The organism is Aeoliella mucimassa (assembly GCF_007748035.1).
GTDB classification, from domain to species: Bacteria; Planctomycetota; Planctomycetia; order Pirellulales; family Lacipirellulaceae; genus Aeoliella; species Aeoliella mucimassa.
The window spans coordinates 6,473,585-6,487,850 of the sequence record NZ_CP036278.1; the positions used below are offsets into that span (position 1 = coordinate 6,473,585).

Below are 14,266 nucleotides of genomic sequence, written 5' to 3' on the forward strand. Positions count from 1 at the left end.
GCAGGGAATGCAGGTGCTTTTAACAAAGTTGGCCGGTTCCACCAAGATCGACGCGGGCGATCAAGCAGCGAATTGCTGGCAAAATAGCAACGCTGCTGGCAGTGCTAGCGTCGGCGACGACGCGAGAGTTGCTTCTGAAGACCTACGAGCAAGAGCACGATGCCGGGAGTCACATTGACGAAAATCACGAAAAACGCCCGCTGGTCAGTACCACGGAGCAGACCACCCATGCCCGCCGAGGCGACCGCCAGCAGCGTGGTGACCATCAACAGCACTCCGATCCCGAAACGGGGTCCACGCGATTGCTGCGGGGTGGGATTTTCGTCCGACATGGGAATTTGGCAAGCATTGGTAAAACAGAAAATGGCCCACAATCTCAGCGATTGCTGTCACTTCATTGTACCAGATTATGACCACTGGTGGTTCCTCGGGGCAAATTCCTGGAGTGTAGGGATTGTGCCGCCGATACCAGTGGTACGGAAAACAAGGGCGCACGATCCAGAATTCACCTGCGCGCCCTTTTCGCTTTTAGGGGGGAAAATCTCGATGACTCGCATTTTTGCCGCGGTGCTGCTATGCGCCGTGAGCAGCATCGGCTGCTCGTCCATCAATGGACTTCACTCGCAAGGCGGTATGCCTTCGCACATGGCGGTTTCGAATTCGGCACCGCGCCCGGCCATCCAACGTGCTGGTTACGACCAGCCGGCGATCGGCCTCAATGATATCGACGTGCCTTACGGACAAGGTTGTGGCGCCGGAATGTGCGGCAGCTGCGCCGGCGTGGTCGATGGCTGCGTCAGCACCGTGCTTGATTGCAACGGTGGCTGCTGTGGAACTTGCCAGGACGCTTGCAATGGTGGTGGCTGCTTGGCCAACTGTCGCGATCGTGCTCGCGAATTGATGAGCCGCTGCAGTTGTGGTGGTCAGGGACAATGTGTCTGCTGCCAGCAATTGCGAACCATGGTCGGGGGCCCCATCGCGGGACGCACCGATGCCATCTATAACTTCAACCCTGGTCCGTCGTCGGCCCAAGTGGCGTACCCGTACTACACCACACGTGGTCCGCGCGATTTCTTCCTCAACAAGCCTCCCACGATTGGCCCCTATTAATTACGGGGTCGGAATCGAGAGAGCATAGAGGCAAGAGACCAGAAAAGAAAAACTGTGTGGAGATTGGTGTTGTGCCGGATTCGGCGCTCCGCTAAAAACCTGCCACACGGCGTGAACGGAATCACGCTCAAGGCCGCACCAAGGCGCGATGGATCGTGCTGGTGCGGCCTTTTTGCGTTTACGGTGGATTACTTATCCGCCTCCGCTGGAGTGCTAGCAGCAAGTTCGCCTTCGTGCTTCGCACGTTGATGCGACACTTGTATGTCGGGCACCCAGTTCTCGCCGGGGTCGGTTGTGGGTTGCTTCGCAACCACATGCCGTTTGGCAAACGACCTTGGGGGGCAAGGTGGCTCGGCCGCAACGGTTACTGCGCGCCGCGTGCTACCCCAAACCTGCGGCTGGTCGAACCACAGAATCTGCCGCTCGCCCCGCGCCCAGCACCGCACTTCGAGCGGCCCGCCGGTCCAATCGTCGGGCACGCGAAACACGATCGACAACGCGTGTTGTCCTTCGAGCGTGGTTTGCGACGAAGGCCGCATTTGAAAAAACGCCCCACGTCCGGCGTTCAAGGTTCCGCTCACCACCACTGGTTTTTTCGGTGCGTACCGACTGGTGGTCGCGGTTTCCTTGGTCGCGTTGTTGTTCGTGGAAGTTAGCGTCGGAGTCACCTGGGCGGTTACCCCACCCAGGGGAATCGGCGACTGACCTCCCAAACTAGCGTTGAACGTTTTGGAATGTTCGGTGGTCGTGGTCACTTTGATATCCTCCGCCAGCTCGCTGCCGAGCGTGGTTTGGGGAGCAAAGTCGTGCACAGCGATTTCGGCCGGTGCACCATCGATCTCGATGGTCACCTCCCGCACATCGCTCACTTTGCCACGAGCAACACGTACCGAAACCGGCACGGTGACTTCCACCAAGCGCGAAGCGCTCGGCACCGTGGCATCGATCACGTCGCGAGCAACCAGCTCGCCAGGTAGATCGAATTGAACAACAGGTGGCTCAGCCCGGCCAACGGTGGCCGATAACGCGAGCCCCAAGAAAAGAACCTGCGCGCGGGCCCCTCGCGCGCCAGTGGCTGCAAACATGATTCGTCCTCCGTTCCCCAATGTGTTTCCATTTGCGAACGCCAGCAGTTCGCCTGCCGACTCGCTGTTTGAAATTACGCGCTGGGGGGCCAAAAGGTTCGCGCTGCAGGCGGTGCTAGCACCAGCTCGCCTGCACGTTCGGCAATCTGTTCGCGGAAGCCAGGCAGCAGCTTGGCAAAGCAATCGGGCAGCCCTTCGAGCCGCACTCGGCTCATCACTTGATTCAACCGAAACAACAGTAACCGGTCCTCGGCATAGTCGGCAATGAAACGCAGCTCCACGTATTTTTCAATGAACTCGGCCAGCCGCCCGACCGGCTTGCCAGCCATGCGCGCGATTTCGCCCGCGACCCACTCACTGTCAAGTTGCGACATGAAGTGATAGTAATGATCCAAACGTTCCGGCTCGGCGCCGACCAGTACGTCGTCGAGCAACAATTCGACCACGATGTGAGCCAGAAAGCCCGCCCGCAGATCGGTCCGCTCGTCGCACGCTTCGACGATCGCCTGGCTGAACTGGAGGTTCAACTCCACAAAGGCTCGCGACTCATGAAACCAACGATCGTCGTCATGATGCTGAGCCACGCCGCGGGCGAGGGCTGCCAGCCGTGGATCGTTCGAGTCGAACTCCGACTCCACGTGCTTGGTGCGACATTTCGTCCGCCGAGCCACCACGCCCAACCAATCGGGCACCGCCAGGCCGGCCAACCAGTAGGGGTCGCAGTCGTCGCGGTCGAGCCAGCGATGGGCGTGGGAGAAGTAATTCACAGCAGCAGACCGCGGGGGGCAGGGCAGGGGGGCGGGGGGCTTCGACGCTCGCACGACCGAACGTTCGTTGGTATGTTGGGCGTGTCAGGCAAGCGCGACAATCTAAGGCTACGACTATGCTAACACAATCGGACCTCGCAATCTCGACCCTGGGCGAGCCGCAGCTCGACTCGCCGCTGTTGTTCGACGGAATCCCCACTCGATTCACGCCCGAGGCCGCTCGGGTGCTGTACAACATCGACTACCTCGAAGGCGACGATGTGATCGAACTGGGGTTCGAAAAAGCAGGAGCCCGCAAGAAGGTTTACTTCGATGCGTCAAAAAGCAAGGCAGCAATCGTGACCTGCGGGGGACTTTGCCCCGGTCTGAACAATGTGGTCCGCAACCTCTTCTATCAGTTGCAAACCAGCTACGGCGTGCCAACCGTACTCGGCATTCGCTATGGCTACCAAGGCCTGAACCCCTCGCAAGGATTGCCGCCGCTCGAACTGACGAGCGAAATGGTGGAACGCATTCATCACCATGGTGGTACTCACCTGGGAACCTCGCGAGGTCCGCAAGATCCCAAGGTGACCGTTGATTTCCTTGAGTCACAAGGCATCAACATGCTGTTCTGCATCGGCGGCGATGGCACTCAGAAGGGCGCCCACGCGATGGCTGTCGAAGCGCAAAAGCGGGGACTCGACATCGCGATTGTCGGCATCCCGAAAACCATCGATAACGACATCAAGTACTGCTACCGCACGTTCGGCTTTCTAACTGCAGTATCCGAGGCCGAGAAGATCATCGACTGCGCTCACGTCGAAGCCCGCAGCGTTCCCAATGGCATCGGCCTGGTAAAGCTGATGGGCCGCGAAGCGGGATTCATCGCGGCCGCGGCGACCATCGCCAGCGGCGAGGTCAATTTCACGCTCATCCCCGAAGTTCCTTTCGAACTTGAAGGCGACCACGGTTTGCTTGCCAAACTCGAGCGGCGGCTCGCGGTTCGCAGTCACGCAGTGATCGTCGTCGCCGAAGGGGCAGGGCAGCACCTGCTTGCCCGCCAAGGGGACGAGTACGACAAGTCGGGCAATCGCAAACTCGGCGACATTGGGTTGTATCTCAAGCAAGAGATCAACAACTACTTTGCCACCCGCGGCACGCCGGCTAGCGTCAAGTACCTAGACCCCAGCTACCACATCCGCAGCGTGGCGGCCAACGCCGCCGACAGCCTGCTCTGCGAGCAACTAGCCCGGCAAGCGGCCAACGCCGCTATGGCTGGCAAGACCGACATGTTTGTCGGGCTCTGGCAGAATCACACCGTGCACGTACCGCTGTCGATCAGCACCGGGCAGATTAAACGCATCGATCCCGAGCAAGAGATGTGGACCACCGTGCTGGCGATCACCGGACAGGACAAATGGTAAGCGGTTACACTTTGAGTGCCGACCGAGAGGGCTAATCGTCGCCGCCGAGGCCAAGCTTGCTGAACCAACGCCCGCGGCCTTTGCCACCGCCGCCATCGGAGGAGGAACCTCCCGTGTTGTTAGGCAGCGAGTCGCGAAGCGACTCAAGCTCGATCCGCCATTCGGCGAGCTGCGCCTGCTCACGAGCGAGCTTCGCACGCTCGACAGAGAGTTCCAACTCGGCCTCGCGGAGCTTATCGTTAAGCTCTTCTTCGAGCTGAGCCAGCTTGGCACGCTGCTGCTGAATAACCGCGTCGGAGTCGACCGCCGCTTGCACGTCGTCGGAGTGCTCTACCGGAGCAGCCGCAGCGACCAACTCGCCCGACTCGATCTTCTCGCGCAGCTCGTGGATCTCGCGATCCTTCGAGGCGACCACGTCGTCGGTGATGCGAATCGTATGTTCGATCGAGGCTCGCTCTTCGCGGCGTTCCGGCGAAAGCTCACCCGACTCTTCCTCGAGACTCATCAGCAGCTTGCGTTTGAGTTCTTCCCACTTCTCCGCGCCCGAACCAACACTGCCACCACCGGAGCTACTGCTGTTGGCGAGCTTCTGCTCAAGCTCTTCTTTCTCCGCTCGCAGCTGACGGACGTCGTCCACCGCCATTTCGAAACGGCGTTGCAGGTCGGCAAAGTCCTGGTCGCTGGGCTCCAGCACCTGCGGCGGTTGATTGCGCAGCTGCTCTAGCTCGGCGTTCAATTCGTCGCGCTGTTCGCGGAGCGAGATCAGCTCGGCCGACTCTTCGGCGCTCTGCTCCGGACGGCGTTCCAGCTCTTGTTCGAGCTTCGCATTCTGTTCGCGTAGTTCGCGGGCGTCTTGCAGGGCCAACTCGAACTTGCCTTGGATCTCGTCCAAGGGTTCCTGGTTGGCTTCGGCCGCGGCCAGCTTTTGCGACACCTTCTCGAGGGTCTCGGCCATGTGGGCCTGCTCGTCGGCGGCCGCTTGCTGAGCTTGCTGCCAGGAGTGTCGCTCTTCGTCCAGCGTCGCTTGCAGGAAGTCGAGCTCGCCCCGCAGGTTCTTGATTTCCTCGTCCTTGCCACCGAGATCGCTGAGCAGTTGCTCACGCTCGGAATCGGTCGACTGGCTCTGTTCCTGCAAACCACTGAGTTGCTCGCGGGCTTCGTGCAGTTCGGCTTCGAGTTGGCCAATGCGTTGCGACTGCTCGTCGGACGACGAGGCCAGCGACGCCTGCCATTCGTTGCGTTCTGCCTCGTGCCTCTCCCGCTCGGCGTTCCACTCATTGCGCTGGGCTTCGAACTTCTCCCGTTCGGCATTCCACTCGTTGCGTTCCGCTTCGAATGCTTCCCGCTCGGTATTCAGCTCGCTCTGCTCGCCTTCCGCCTTTTCGCGTTCGGCGTTCAGCTCGTTGCGAACCTGCTCCAGCTCTTGGGCAGTAGAGTCGACAGCCGCCTGCAGTTCGTCGCGTTGCTGCGACTCCTGCTCGCGGGCTTGTTGTTCATCGTTGATTTGGCCTTGCAGCTCGAACAGCTCGGCTTCCAGATCGGCGACCCGTTGGTCGGTTTCGTCCGAGGCCGATTCGCGTTCTTGATTCCAGGCTTCGCGACTCGCTTCCAACTCGGCCCGCGCTTCTTCCAGCTGCTGGCGTTCGGAGTCGAGGGCTTGCCGTTGTTCGTCGAGTGAACCCCGCTCGCCTTCGACCGCCTGGCGTTGCTCTTCGATTGCCTGACGCTCAGCCTCCAGCGATTCGAAAGCTTCGGATCCTTGCGACTTGGATTCCTCAAACGCTTCGCGTTCGACTCGCAGGGCCTCTTCGGCCGCGGTCAGTTCGTGTTGTCTTGTTTCGCAGGCGGCTTCCTGCTCGGCGATGTCGGCCAGCCTGGCATCCAACTCGTCCATTCGCTGGCTGAGGTCCGCATCGGTCTCCGAGAGTTGCGACTCCCATTCCTCGCGTTGCTTGTCGAGTTCCTCGCGTTGTTGATCGAGCTGTTCGCGGGCTTCGTTCACCGAAGCATCGGCTTCGCCGCCCGATTGGTCGGCCAGTTCGCCGGCGAGTTGTTCGGCCGCTTCCTGCAGTTTGCCAGTGAACGACGACTCGATTTCCTGCATGCGAGCGCGCTGCTTCTCCAACGACGATTGCGCACGCAGCCTCAGTTCGCTGAGCGCGTCGCGTGTGTTGCCCTCGGCTGGGCAGTCGGATGGAGAAAGAGGAGTTTCCATTCCTGGTTACGCGGGCCTTCCAGTTGCACCGGCGGCCAAAGTGCACGTTGTGCGCTGGCCCCCTGGTTTTTGGGCAAAGTGAATCTCTACGCAGGTATATACGCCGGACTCTGGCAGGGGTCAAAAAACGGTTTGCTGCTAGGTCAACCTGTAGGGGCTGCGCGGATTAACCGCCCAAATTTATGCCCGGCGAGACTCAGGTGGGGCCATTCACAATGCACTCAGGCGTTTCGCCTTTGAAAACCGCGACCACCTGCTGCGCGACTCGCGACCGCAATTCGTGCAGCGCACGAGTCGATAGAAACGCCGCATGCGGGGTCACAATCACCCGCGGATCGTTGTACGGCGGCACCGACAGATCGGGCGGCTCAGGCACCTGCACGTCGAGTCCCGCGCCGGCAATCTCGCCCGCCTCGAGGGCCTCGGCGAGCGCTTGATGGTCGACCAGTCCACCGCGGGATGTATTGATGAGAAACGCGGTAGGCTTCATCGTTTTTAGTTCGGCCGTGCTGATCAGGTTGGCCGTTTCGTCGGTCAGCGGGCAGAGCAGTAGCACGTAATCGCTCTCGGCCAGCAATTGCTCGAGTGGGCACCACTCGCACCCAGCCGGCACCTGCTGCGAGCGATTGTTCGCCAGCACCCGCATGCCGAGCGCGGCCAGCCGCTCGACAACCAGTGAGCCAATCTGCCCGGTGCCGACGACGCCGACGGTTTGATCCTCCATCCGTTCCATCGGCATGCCAGCCTGGCGGTTGTACTCGCCGGCTTGGGCTAGCTGGTAGTAGACGTGAATCTTCCGCCCCAGGGCGAACAGCAACGCAAGCGTATGCTCGGCCACTTCGGGAATGCAGTAATCGGGAACGTTGGTAACGATCATGCCACGCTCGGTCGCGCTGGCAACATCGATGTTGTCGAGCCCGATACCGGTCCGCGCGATATGGCGACAGTGACTCGCCGCGTCGATCACCCGCGCAGTCACCGGCGCCCAACAGGTGATGATGCAGTCGACATCAGCCGCCAAGCGAATCAGGGTCTCTTCGTCACCTGCCGGAGCGACCACCACCTCGCAATCCACCTGCGAAAGGATCGACTGCTCAAGTGCGGCGTTCGGCCAGGGATAGTCGGTGTAAAGCGCGCGGGGCATAGCTATAGGGGAGGGCAGGGGGGAACGGAACGGGAGTTGGCTCTCCTTGATCTTATCCGCGAAGGTGGGGAGTCGACACCCTCGCCAAACATCGGGAATCCCGCAATCCGACGCTTTACGCGCGAGGATCCCCGTGGTCAGAATGGAGGAATGTCCCCAGAAAACACGAATACCGATTCACAGCAAAGCGAGCGAGCACCGCTCGGCGTGCGATTGATTGCGGGAGCACTTCTACTGCTCGGCTTTATCGGCATGATCGATCAAGTGCTCGACCTGGCAACAGGTCGCGGGTTAAACCTCAACCTGAGTTTCGCCGCTGTGCTCCTGGGTTGGGGACTGTTGCGCCGCCGAGAGTGGGCTCGCTTTTGGGTCTCTGGGGCATTTGGATTGTTATTCCCCCTATTTGCTATCGGAACTGTCTTCACACTGTTCGTTCCCGGCGATGGCATTCAACTCTCTCCCGACCCAGGTCTCACCGGTATCTGGCGAAGGCTCTATGCAGTGGCATTTTTTGGATTGATGACGGCAGTAGCCGGTGCTTTTTGGAACCACCTCCTACAACAAAAGACGCTCGACTACTTTCAAAATGCGACGAATCGGCCACCATTCATCGTGTGGCCCCCGAATCGCTGGCGAATCCGGCTGCGATCTCTGCTGCTAGTAACACTTGGCGTGGCCATCTGCCTGGTATGTGCGATGTATCACCCTGGCATTCGTCGGATGAAAGTCGCTCGCTGGGCAGCGGCCATCGACTTGAACAACCCGGTCTACTTTCCAGCGGGAGCTGCCCCACTAACCTTATCGAACCCGTACGCACCTTCCGAGAAAACTTCGACCTCTGGCATTGAGTGCCAATTGTTTTACGAAATGACTGAGGGCGATGCTTTCCAAGTTCAGCCGAAGTTAGTGTTTGTATTGTTCAACCGATGGGATTCCAATCGCAAAACAATGCATCTGGAACGATCGTGGAATTCTCCTCTCGATGAATCCGATAGGATAACGTTCCGATCCCAGCAGGGCGACTCCCTCTCGTTTCCTGGTACATGTCAAATCGCTGAGTTCTACAATGGCAAACTCTACACAAGCGACATGCACATCACACTGCTCGAGTTCTGGAGTTTCTACCAGCACCCCGACAGCGAGTGGTCAATCGAGGGGATCGAGCGTTATGTAACCGACCTGCGTAAGCGGGTCGCGGAGAGGGACAACAGGTAGCAACTACAATGTACTCTGATTCCTCATCCGCCGAATTCCCCTACAACAACGCCGAGGAGCGAGCACCGCTGATGGTACGCGTTACGGCGTTATCGCTCATTGCGGCTGGCGTTTGTGGGCTGACTCTTGGCGCATTGTGGCACTGGACCAATAGAGAGACGACACCGCTTGTATGGGGTGGTATTTCGACCTTGCTAGGCTGGAGTTTACTGCGACGGCGGAACTGGGCGAGAGTATGCGTCGCAATATTCTCGTTTGGGTATCTACTGGTGGCACTACTAGTAACCATTCACTATGTGATCGAGCTGGCAAAATTGTTGCTGAGTTCGCAATTGACACAGGAGAAGCTGGCAGAGCTCCACTTGATACCGATCCTCTGTGCGCTGCTGATCTTGTACTTCGTGCACCTCAGCGTAGTAGCTGTAAGCTGCCGCGATTGGTTTAGAAACAATCCACCCATTTGTCCTTTCGTTGTATGGAATCCTCTTCACTGGAACTTTCGGATCACTACGTTACTCTATCTAACTCTCGTGGTAGCCATATCGTCAGCGGCACTCATGCGTGATCCCTACTTGCGAGTCATGCGAACTCAACGTTGGGCGGAGAGTATTGACCAGAACGATCCGATCTACTTCCCCAAAGGTTTCTCGCGCCTTCTGACCATTGCTTCCTATTCAGAAGCAACACAAACGACACCAGACCACGGTTTTCGTCAGTTACAGTACTGGGTCGTTCCGAATCAATCGCTGACTGGAGAGCCTGCAGAATTGGGGTTCGCACTCTTTCACTCTTCAAACGAAGGCGAAGTACGTCCTTCTCCAGGGGGTGCAATGCATTCCTCACAGTATGGCAGTGACTGGCAATTTGAATAGGCCTTGTTGACTAACTCCACTCGAACTGTGGAAGCCCGAGTTGGGTGAATTGATTGATGATTTTACAGCGCAAGCGGGCTTCCGTTTGTTGGTTTTCGAATACTCGGTTTTTGAGATGGCTCCCAAAGCTTTGTTTCACTCGGTACATGGTCGTTTCCGCCAAGCTTCTACGATGATAGCCCACTTCCTCTTTCCAACTCCTACGCCCCTTGCGTCGAATCTGACGAATTGCCTCGTCCCGGGGCAAAGGCTCCTCCGCAGAGTTGCCATGTTGTTTGATCTTGGCGTTGTGCTGCGGCGGAATCACCGGCTCAATGCCTTCGGATTCCAGCCCTTCATAAACCTTCCACTTGTCGTAACTACCGTCGCCGTGAAACTTTTTTACGGGCTGCTCCACCTGCTCCAGCATTTCGGGAACCGCATCGGCATCGTGGCAACTGTTCTCGGTCAAAATCTCCGCCACAATCTCGCGGGTGTCAGGATTCACCGACAAATGCAGCTTCCGCCATGTCCGCCGCTTCGACTTGCCATGCGTCCGCATCTTCCATTCGCCCTCGCCAAACACTTTCATGCCGGTGCTATCCACCACGATATCGATGTCGCCCCTCTTGTTAGCGATATCGAGCGAAACATTCAGCTTGCTGGCTCGCTTGGCGAGCGAAGAATAATTGGGAATCGCTGCCTCGACGCCCAACATCGCCACCAGCGAGCGGCCGAATCCCTCAGTCTGCCGATAGGGAAGTTTCAGCAGTTCGCGAATCGTCAGCAAGCACTCGATCGCCGTATCGCTGAAGACAAAAGGGCGACCGACTTTTGTCTGGTCGTTAGGATGTTCCCAGTTCTCCAACGCCTCGTCGCTAAACCAAATAGTGATGTTTCCACGCTCGATGAGCGACTTGTTATACTCCTTCCAGTTCGTGACTTTGTAGGTTCGTTTTTCTTTCGTAGCCATGTTCGATCTCCGTAAAAAAGGTACGTGGTTCCATTCCACGTTAGTTTTTACGGAGGTTTGTGACTAATTGTTCAACAAGGCCATTTGAATATCACAATAGCGACTCCTCCGGGATCACCTTCCCCGGCCCGGTGCAAATTGCCGAGTACCGAGATGGCAAGCTCTTGACGAGCGATATGCATATCACCGCGCTCGAGTTCTGCAGCTTCTACCAGCACCCCGACAGCGAGTGGTCGATCGAGGGAATTGAGCGATATGTAACCGACCTGCGTAAGCGGGTCGCGGAGCGGGGCAACAGGTAGCAACGGCAATGAGCTTAGACAATTCACCCACCGAACTCACTCCCGACGACGAAGAATTGCGAATGCCGTGGATGGTACGCGTTATGGCGCTATCGCTCATTGCGATAGCAGTTTTTTGGCTAACCGTGGTCTGGCTTCGGTACATCGGTGGCGATCTTCTCCTATTACCACTTTCAAGCGGGCTACTGATCCCCTTGGGATGGGGCATGCTACGTCGTCGAAAATGGGCTCGAGCGTCTGTTTCGGTACTCTCGGTTGTTGTGTTTGTGATTGCCCTGCTGTGGACGCTTAAAGACTTCCCTCCTTTCTGGACCGCAGTCCTTGAAGGGCACTATGGCGATGCCAAGGCGATTCTGTGGAATACACCGAAATCGCTCATTGCCTCTCTTGTTGCTTTCGGTGCTTTACTCATTTGCAGGCAACAACCCACCCGCGAATGGTTTAATAACTGTTCACTCCTTCCACCACTCGTGCAATGGAATCCCCTTAAATCGAGATTCAGCACGGGGTCGCTACTTTACCTGATTTTACTTCTGGCCATGGTACTGACACTCGTCTTTCAAAGCTCTGAAGTCCGGATGTTAAGAGCACGACAATGGACCACACATATAGATCTGACGGACCCGATCTATTTCCCTACTAGACCAGGAGCCATTCCAGCATTAAGCAGTGAGCAACCAGAGCCGGTCCTTCGATTTAACCGTACCGGTTTCGCTACACTCCTCCTATTCAAACTCTTGCCAAACCCACAACTTGGAAGCGATCCCGTACTAGTGGAGTACGTTTATATTTACCACACGGTCCAGCTAAACAAGATGGCTTACGGCCCGAGTTCTTACTTGCATGAAGATGGCTCCCAAACTTATTATGGTGACAACAAGACTCAAGTCACCTTCCCCGGCCCGGTGCAAATTGCCGAGTACCGAGATGGCAAGCTCTTTACGAGCGACATGCATATCACCGCGCTCGAGTTCTGCAGCTTCTACCAGCACCCCGACAGCGAGTGGTCGATCGAGGGGATTGAGCGATATGTAACCGACCTGCGTAAGCGGGTCGCGGAGCGGGAGCGGGCGGGGGGCTAGGCTCGCAGTTCGCCCCCTAGTTTGCTGCCGAGGGTGTCGACGATTTTGTCGCGGACCGTATCGGCTTGCTCGCTGGTGAGGGTGCCTTCGCTGCTGCGGAGTGTGATGCTCCAGAGCAGGCTCTTCTTGCCTTTGCCGAGCCGCTTTTCGTCGCGATAGACTTCCTGGAACTCGACGGCCTCAAGCAGGTCGCCCCCTTCGGCGTCGACGATCGCGGCCACGTCGGCCCACAGCACCTTTTCGTCGAACACCACGTTCAGGTCGCGCGACATCGGCTGGTAGTTCACGAGCGTCGTCGCACGTGGAATGAGTGCGGCCGCATCGAGCAGCGGGCCGAGGTCGACTTCGGCGACGGTCACCGGACCACGCAAGTCGAACCGGTCGAGCCCCTCGGTCGATAGCTGGGCCACGTAGCCCAGTTTGGTTTCGCCCAACGATAGCCATCCGGTGCAGGTTGGCTCGAGCAAGGTGCTGCTCGCCTCGGCGGTGGGGGAAACGCTTAGCTGGGCGTCGGAGCCAACCGTATCGGCCAGCACCGCTTCGATGACACCCTTCACGTCGAGGAACTCCTGCCCGCTCGTGATCGCGAGCACCAGTCGTTCGTCGGGCAGGTTGCCTGGCTGCGGCAGGTAGATTCGGGCGATTTCGAACTGCTCGATCACCGGATTGCTCATCGCCACGTTCGTTTTGCGACAGGTCAGCAGGCTTGGCACCACGCTTTGGCGTAGTGCATTTGCACGACGCAGCACCGGAGTACTGGTAACCAGCGGCGACTGATCGGTCCACGGGCGGTGGAGCTCCACCAGCTCGGGCTCTACCGTGCTGAGGGTCAGCGCTTCGTCGAAGCCGGCCGAGGTGAGCACCCGCCGAACGCGGTCGAGTACGATGTCGCGCCGGGTGCGGTGCGACGGAGCCATCCGCACTCCCACGTCTTCGGGAATCTGGTCGTACCCGTAAATGCGAGCGACCTCTTCGAGCAGGTCGGCCTCGCGGGTAAGATCGGCCCGCCAGGTGGGAGGAACCACTTTCACGCATTCGCCGCAGGCGTGGGTTTCGGTGCAGCCGAGGTCGGTGAGAATCTTCCGCACTTCGGCCTCCGGCACTTCGATGCCGAGCAGCCGCGGAATTTGCAGGAACCGCAGTTTGATCTCGCCGGTTGGCTCGGGCATGCTGCCCGCTTCGACCATGCCTTCGCACAGAGTGCCGCCAGCCAGTTCGAGAATCAGCTCGCAGCACCGGCGACTCGCCCAATCGACTCCCTCGGGATCGACTCCTCGCTCGAATCGATAACTACTCGGGCTATGCAGGTGATGCGCGCGGGCAGTGGTGCGGATCGACAGCGGGTCGAAGTCGGCCGCTTCGATCAACAGGTCGACCGTGTCGTCGGACACTTCGCTGTCGGCCCCCCCCATCACTCCACCGAGGGCAACCGCCCGTGAGGTATCGGCCCCCTCACCAGTCGATACGACGCAGGTGCCGGCCGAGAGCTTGTAGTTTTTGTGATCGATGGCGGTGAACTCTTCGCCGTCGTGGGCTTCGCGGACGATGATCTTGCCGCCGGTGAGTTTGCCGAGATCAAACGCATGCAAAGGCTGTCCGCACTCGAAGAGCACGTAGTTGGTCACGTCGACTACGTTGTTCACGATGCCGCAGCCGAGGGCCTGCAGTCGCTTTTGCAGCCAGGCAGGGCTGGGACCGATCTTTACTCCCTTGATGACACGAGCGGTGTATCGCGGGCAGAGCTCCGGGCAGGTGATCTCCACGGAGATCTCACTCGATGCCTTGGCGCCGGTGGCTTTGGGCTGCGGATCGGGTTTCTTGAGCGTCTCGCCCCAGAGCACCGAGACTTCCCGTGCGACGCCGATGTGTCCCAGGCAGTCGGGTCGGTTGCTGGTGACCTCTAGGTCGATCGCGTCGTCGCCATCGATGCTCTCAACCCCTTCGAGATTCAACCCGGTAAGCGTGAGGCGCTCGGTCAATTCATCGAGCGGCATCTTCAGGTCGACGTAATCGGAGAGCCAATCTTTGCTAACGATCATTTTTGCGAGGCCGGAGGCTAGAGATTCGAGTGTGTTGGGTGGCGGATGCTCGCATTCGCTGGCGGTGTGCCTTGAGC

13 protein-coding genes are annotated in these 14,266 nt (G+C 58.7%); 6 read left to right on the plus strand and 7 right to left on the minus strand.

All coding sequences use genetic code 11. The features are described from left to right. Positions 1-104 precede the first annotated feature (104 nt). Positions 105-332, minus strand: a complete 228-nt coding sequence (locus Pan181_RS25340) for a hypothetical protein (protein ID WP_145251718.1) — start codon at positions 330-332, stop codon at positions 105-107. 214 nt (positions 333-546) lie between these two features. Here Pan181_RS25340 and Pan181_RS25345 point away from each other — a divergent pair, with 214 nt between their 5' ends. Beyond that, positions 547-1,110 (plus strand): 2Fe-2S iron-sulfur cluster-binding family protein, encoded by a 564-nt coding sequence (locus tag Pan181_RS25345; RefSeq protein ID WP_145251720.1) that lies wholly within the window; start codon positions 547-549, stop codon positions 1,108-1,110. Between the two features lie 188 nt (positions 1,111-1,298). Here the strand turns inward: Pan181_RS25345 and Pan181_RS25350 are convergent, their stop codons facing one another. Together Pan181_RS25350 and Pan181_RS25355 are read right to left on the minus strand one after the other, a co-directional pair. Then, positions 1,299-2,195: a hypothetical protein gene (locus tag Pan181_RS25350; protein ID WP_145251722.1), complete on the minus strand. Its 897-nt coding sequence runs from the start codon at positions 2,193-2,195 to the stop codon at positions 1,299-1,301. A 74-nt stretch (positions 2,196-2,269) separates the two neighbouring features. Beyond that, positions 2,270-2,962 (minus strand): hypothetical protein, encoded by a 693-nt coding sequence (locus tag Pan181_RS25355; protein ID WP_145251724.1) that lies wholly within the window; start codon positions 2,960-2,962, stop codon positions 2,270-2,272. Positions 2,963-3,078: 116 nt separating this feature from the next. Here Pan181_RS25355 and Pan181_RS25360 point away from each other — a divergent pair, with 116 nt between their 5' ends. After that, the gene (locus Pan181_RS25360) at positions 3,079-4,368 is read left to right on the plus strand and encodes an ATP-dependent 6-phosphofructokinase (RefSeq protein ID WP_145251726.1); all 1,290 of its coding nucleotides are present in this window, start codon (positions 3,079-3,081) and stop codon (positions 4,366-4,368) included. 31 nt (positions 4,369-4,399) lie between these two features. Here the strand turns inward: Pan181_RS25360 and Pan181_RS25365 are convergent, their stop codons facing one another. Both Pan181_RS25365 and Pan181_RS25370 read right to left on the minus strand, forming a co-directional pair. Continuing rightward, positions 4,400-6,583, minus strand: a complete 2,184-nt coding sequence (locus tag Pan181_RS25365) for a coiled-coil domain-containing protein (protein ID WP_145251728.1) — start codon at positions 6,581-6,583, stop codon at positions 4,400-4,402. A 196-nt stretch (positions 6,584-6,779) separates the two neighbouring features. Continuing rightward, on the minus strand, positions 6,780-7,727 hold the full coding sequence (locus tag Pan181_RS25370) for a C-terminal binding protein (protein WP_145251730.1): 948 nt from the start codon (positions 7,725-7,727) through the stop codon (positions 6,780-6,782). A gap of 150 nt (positions 7,728-7,877) precedes the next feature. Here Pan181_RS25370 and Pan181_RS25375 point away from each other — a divergent pair, with 150 nt between their 5' ends. Beyond that, positions 7,878-8,942 (plus strand): hypothetical protein, encoded by a 1,065-nt coding sequence (locus Pan181_RS25375; protein ID WP_145251732.1) that lies wholly within the window; start codon positions 7,878-7,880, stop codon positions 8,940-8,942. Positions 8,943-8,950: 8 nt separating this feature from the next. Then, positions 8,951-9,814, plus strand: a complete 864-nt coding sequence (locus Pan181_RS25380) for a hypothetical protein (RefSeq protein ID WP_145251734.1) — start codon at positions 8,951-8,953, stop codon at positions 9,812-9,814. A 10-nt stretch (positions 9,815-9,824) separates the two neighbouring features. On the opposite strand, the gene Pan181_RS25385 is transcribed toward Pan181_RS25380, so the two are convergent. After that, the gene (locus tag Pan181_RS25385; protein WP_145244898.1) at positions 9,825-10,766 is read right to left on the minus strand and encodes an IS5 family transposase; all 942 of its coding nucleotides are present in this window, start codon (positions 10,764-10,766) and stop codon (positions 9,825-9,827) included. Between the two features lie 59 nt (positions 10,767-10,825). Here Pan181_RS25385 and Pan181_RS25390 point away from each other — a divergent pair, with 59 nt between their 5' ends. Both Pan181_RS25390 and Pan181_RS25395 read left to right on the plus strand, forming a co-directional pair. After that, positions 10,826-11,068 (plus strand): hypothetical protein, encoded by a 243-nt coding sequence (locus tag Pan181_RS25390; protein WP_145251736.1) that lies wholly within the window; start codon positions 10,826-10,828, stop codon positions 11,066-11,068. 737 nt (positions 11,069-11,805) lie between these two features. After that, positions 11,806-12,150, plus strand: a complete 345-nt coding sequence (locus Pan181_RS25395; protein WP_197528710.1) for a hypothetical protein — start codon at positions 11,806-11,808, stop codon at positions 12,148-12,150. Here the strand turns inward: Pan181_RS25395 and pheT are convergent. Beyond that, a complete protein-coding gene (pheT, locus tag Pan181_RS25400) occupies positions 12,147-14,189 on the minus strand; it encodes a phenylalanine--tRNA ligase subunit beta (RefSeq protein ID WP_145251740.1) in 2,043 nt (680 codons plus the stop codon). The genes Pan181_RS25395 and pheT overlap by 4 nt on opposite strands. Between the last annotated feature and the right edge of the window lie 77 nt (positions 14,190-14,266).

Bases quoted from the DNA above. Each gene is read 5' to 3' on its own strand.
- Pan181_RS25340 (WP_145251718.1), bottom strand. From the start codon at position 332: ATGTCGGACGAAAATCCCACCCCGCAGCAATCGCGTGGACCCCGTTTC.
- Pan181_RS25345 (WP_145251720.1), top strand. From the start codon at position 547: ATGACTCGCATTTTTGCCGCGGTGCTGCTATGCGCCGTGAGCAGCATC.
- Pan181_RS25350 (WP_145251722.1), bottom strand. From the start codon at position 2,195: ATGTTTGCAGCCACTGGCGCGCGAGGGGCCCGCGCGCAGGTTCTTTTC.
- Pan181_RS25360 (WP_145251726.1), top strand. From the start codon at position 3,079: ATGCTAACACAATCGGACCTCGCAATCTCGACCCTGGGCGAGCCGCAG.
- Pan181_RS25365 (WP_145251728.1), bottom strand. From the start codon at position 6,583: ATGGAAACTCCTCTTTCTCCATCCGACTGCCCAGCCGAGGGCAACACA.
- Pan181_RS25370 (WP_145251730.1), bottom strand. From the start codon at position 7,727: ATGCCCCGCGCGCTTTACACCGACTATCCCTGGCCGAACGCCGCACTT.
- Pan181_RS25375 (WP_145251732.1), top strand. From the start codon at position 7,878: ATGTCCCCAGAAAACACGAATACCGATTCACAGCAAAGCGAGCGAGCA.
- Pan181_RS25380 (WP_145251734.1), top strand. From the start codon at position 8,951: ATGTACTCTGATTCCTCATCCGCCGAATTCCCCTACAACAACGCCGAG.
- Pan181_RS25385 (WP_145244898.1), bottom strand. From the start codon at position 10,766: ATGGCTACGAAAGAAAAACGAACCTACAAAGTCACGAACTGGAAGGAG.
- pheT (WP_145251740.1), bottom strand. From the start codon at position 14,189: ATGATCGTTAGCAAAGATTGGCTCTCCGATTACGTCGACCTGAAGATG.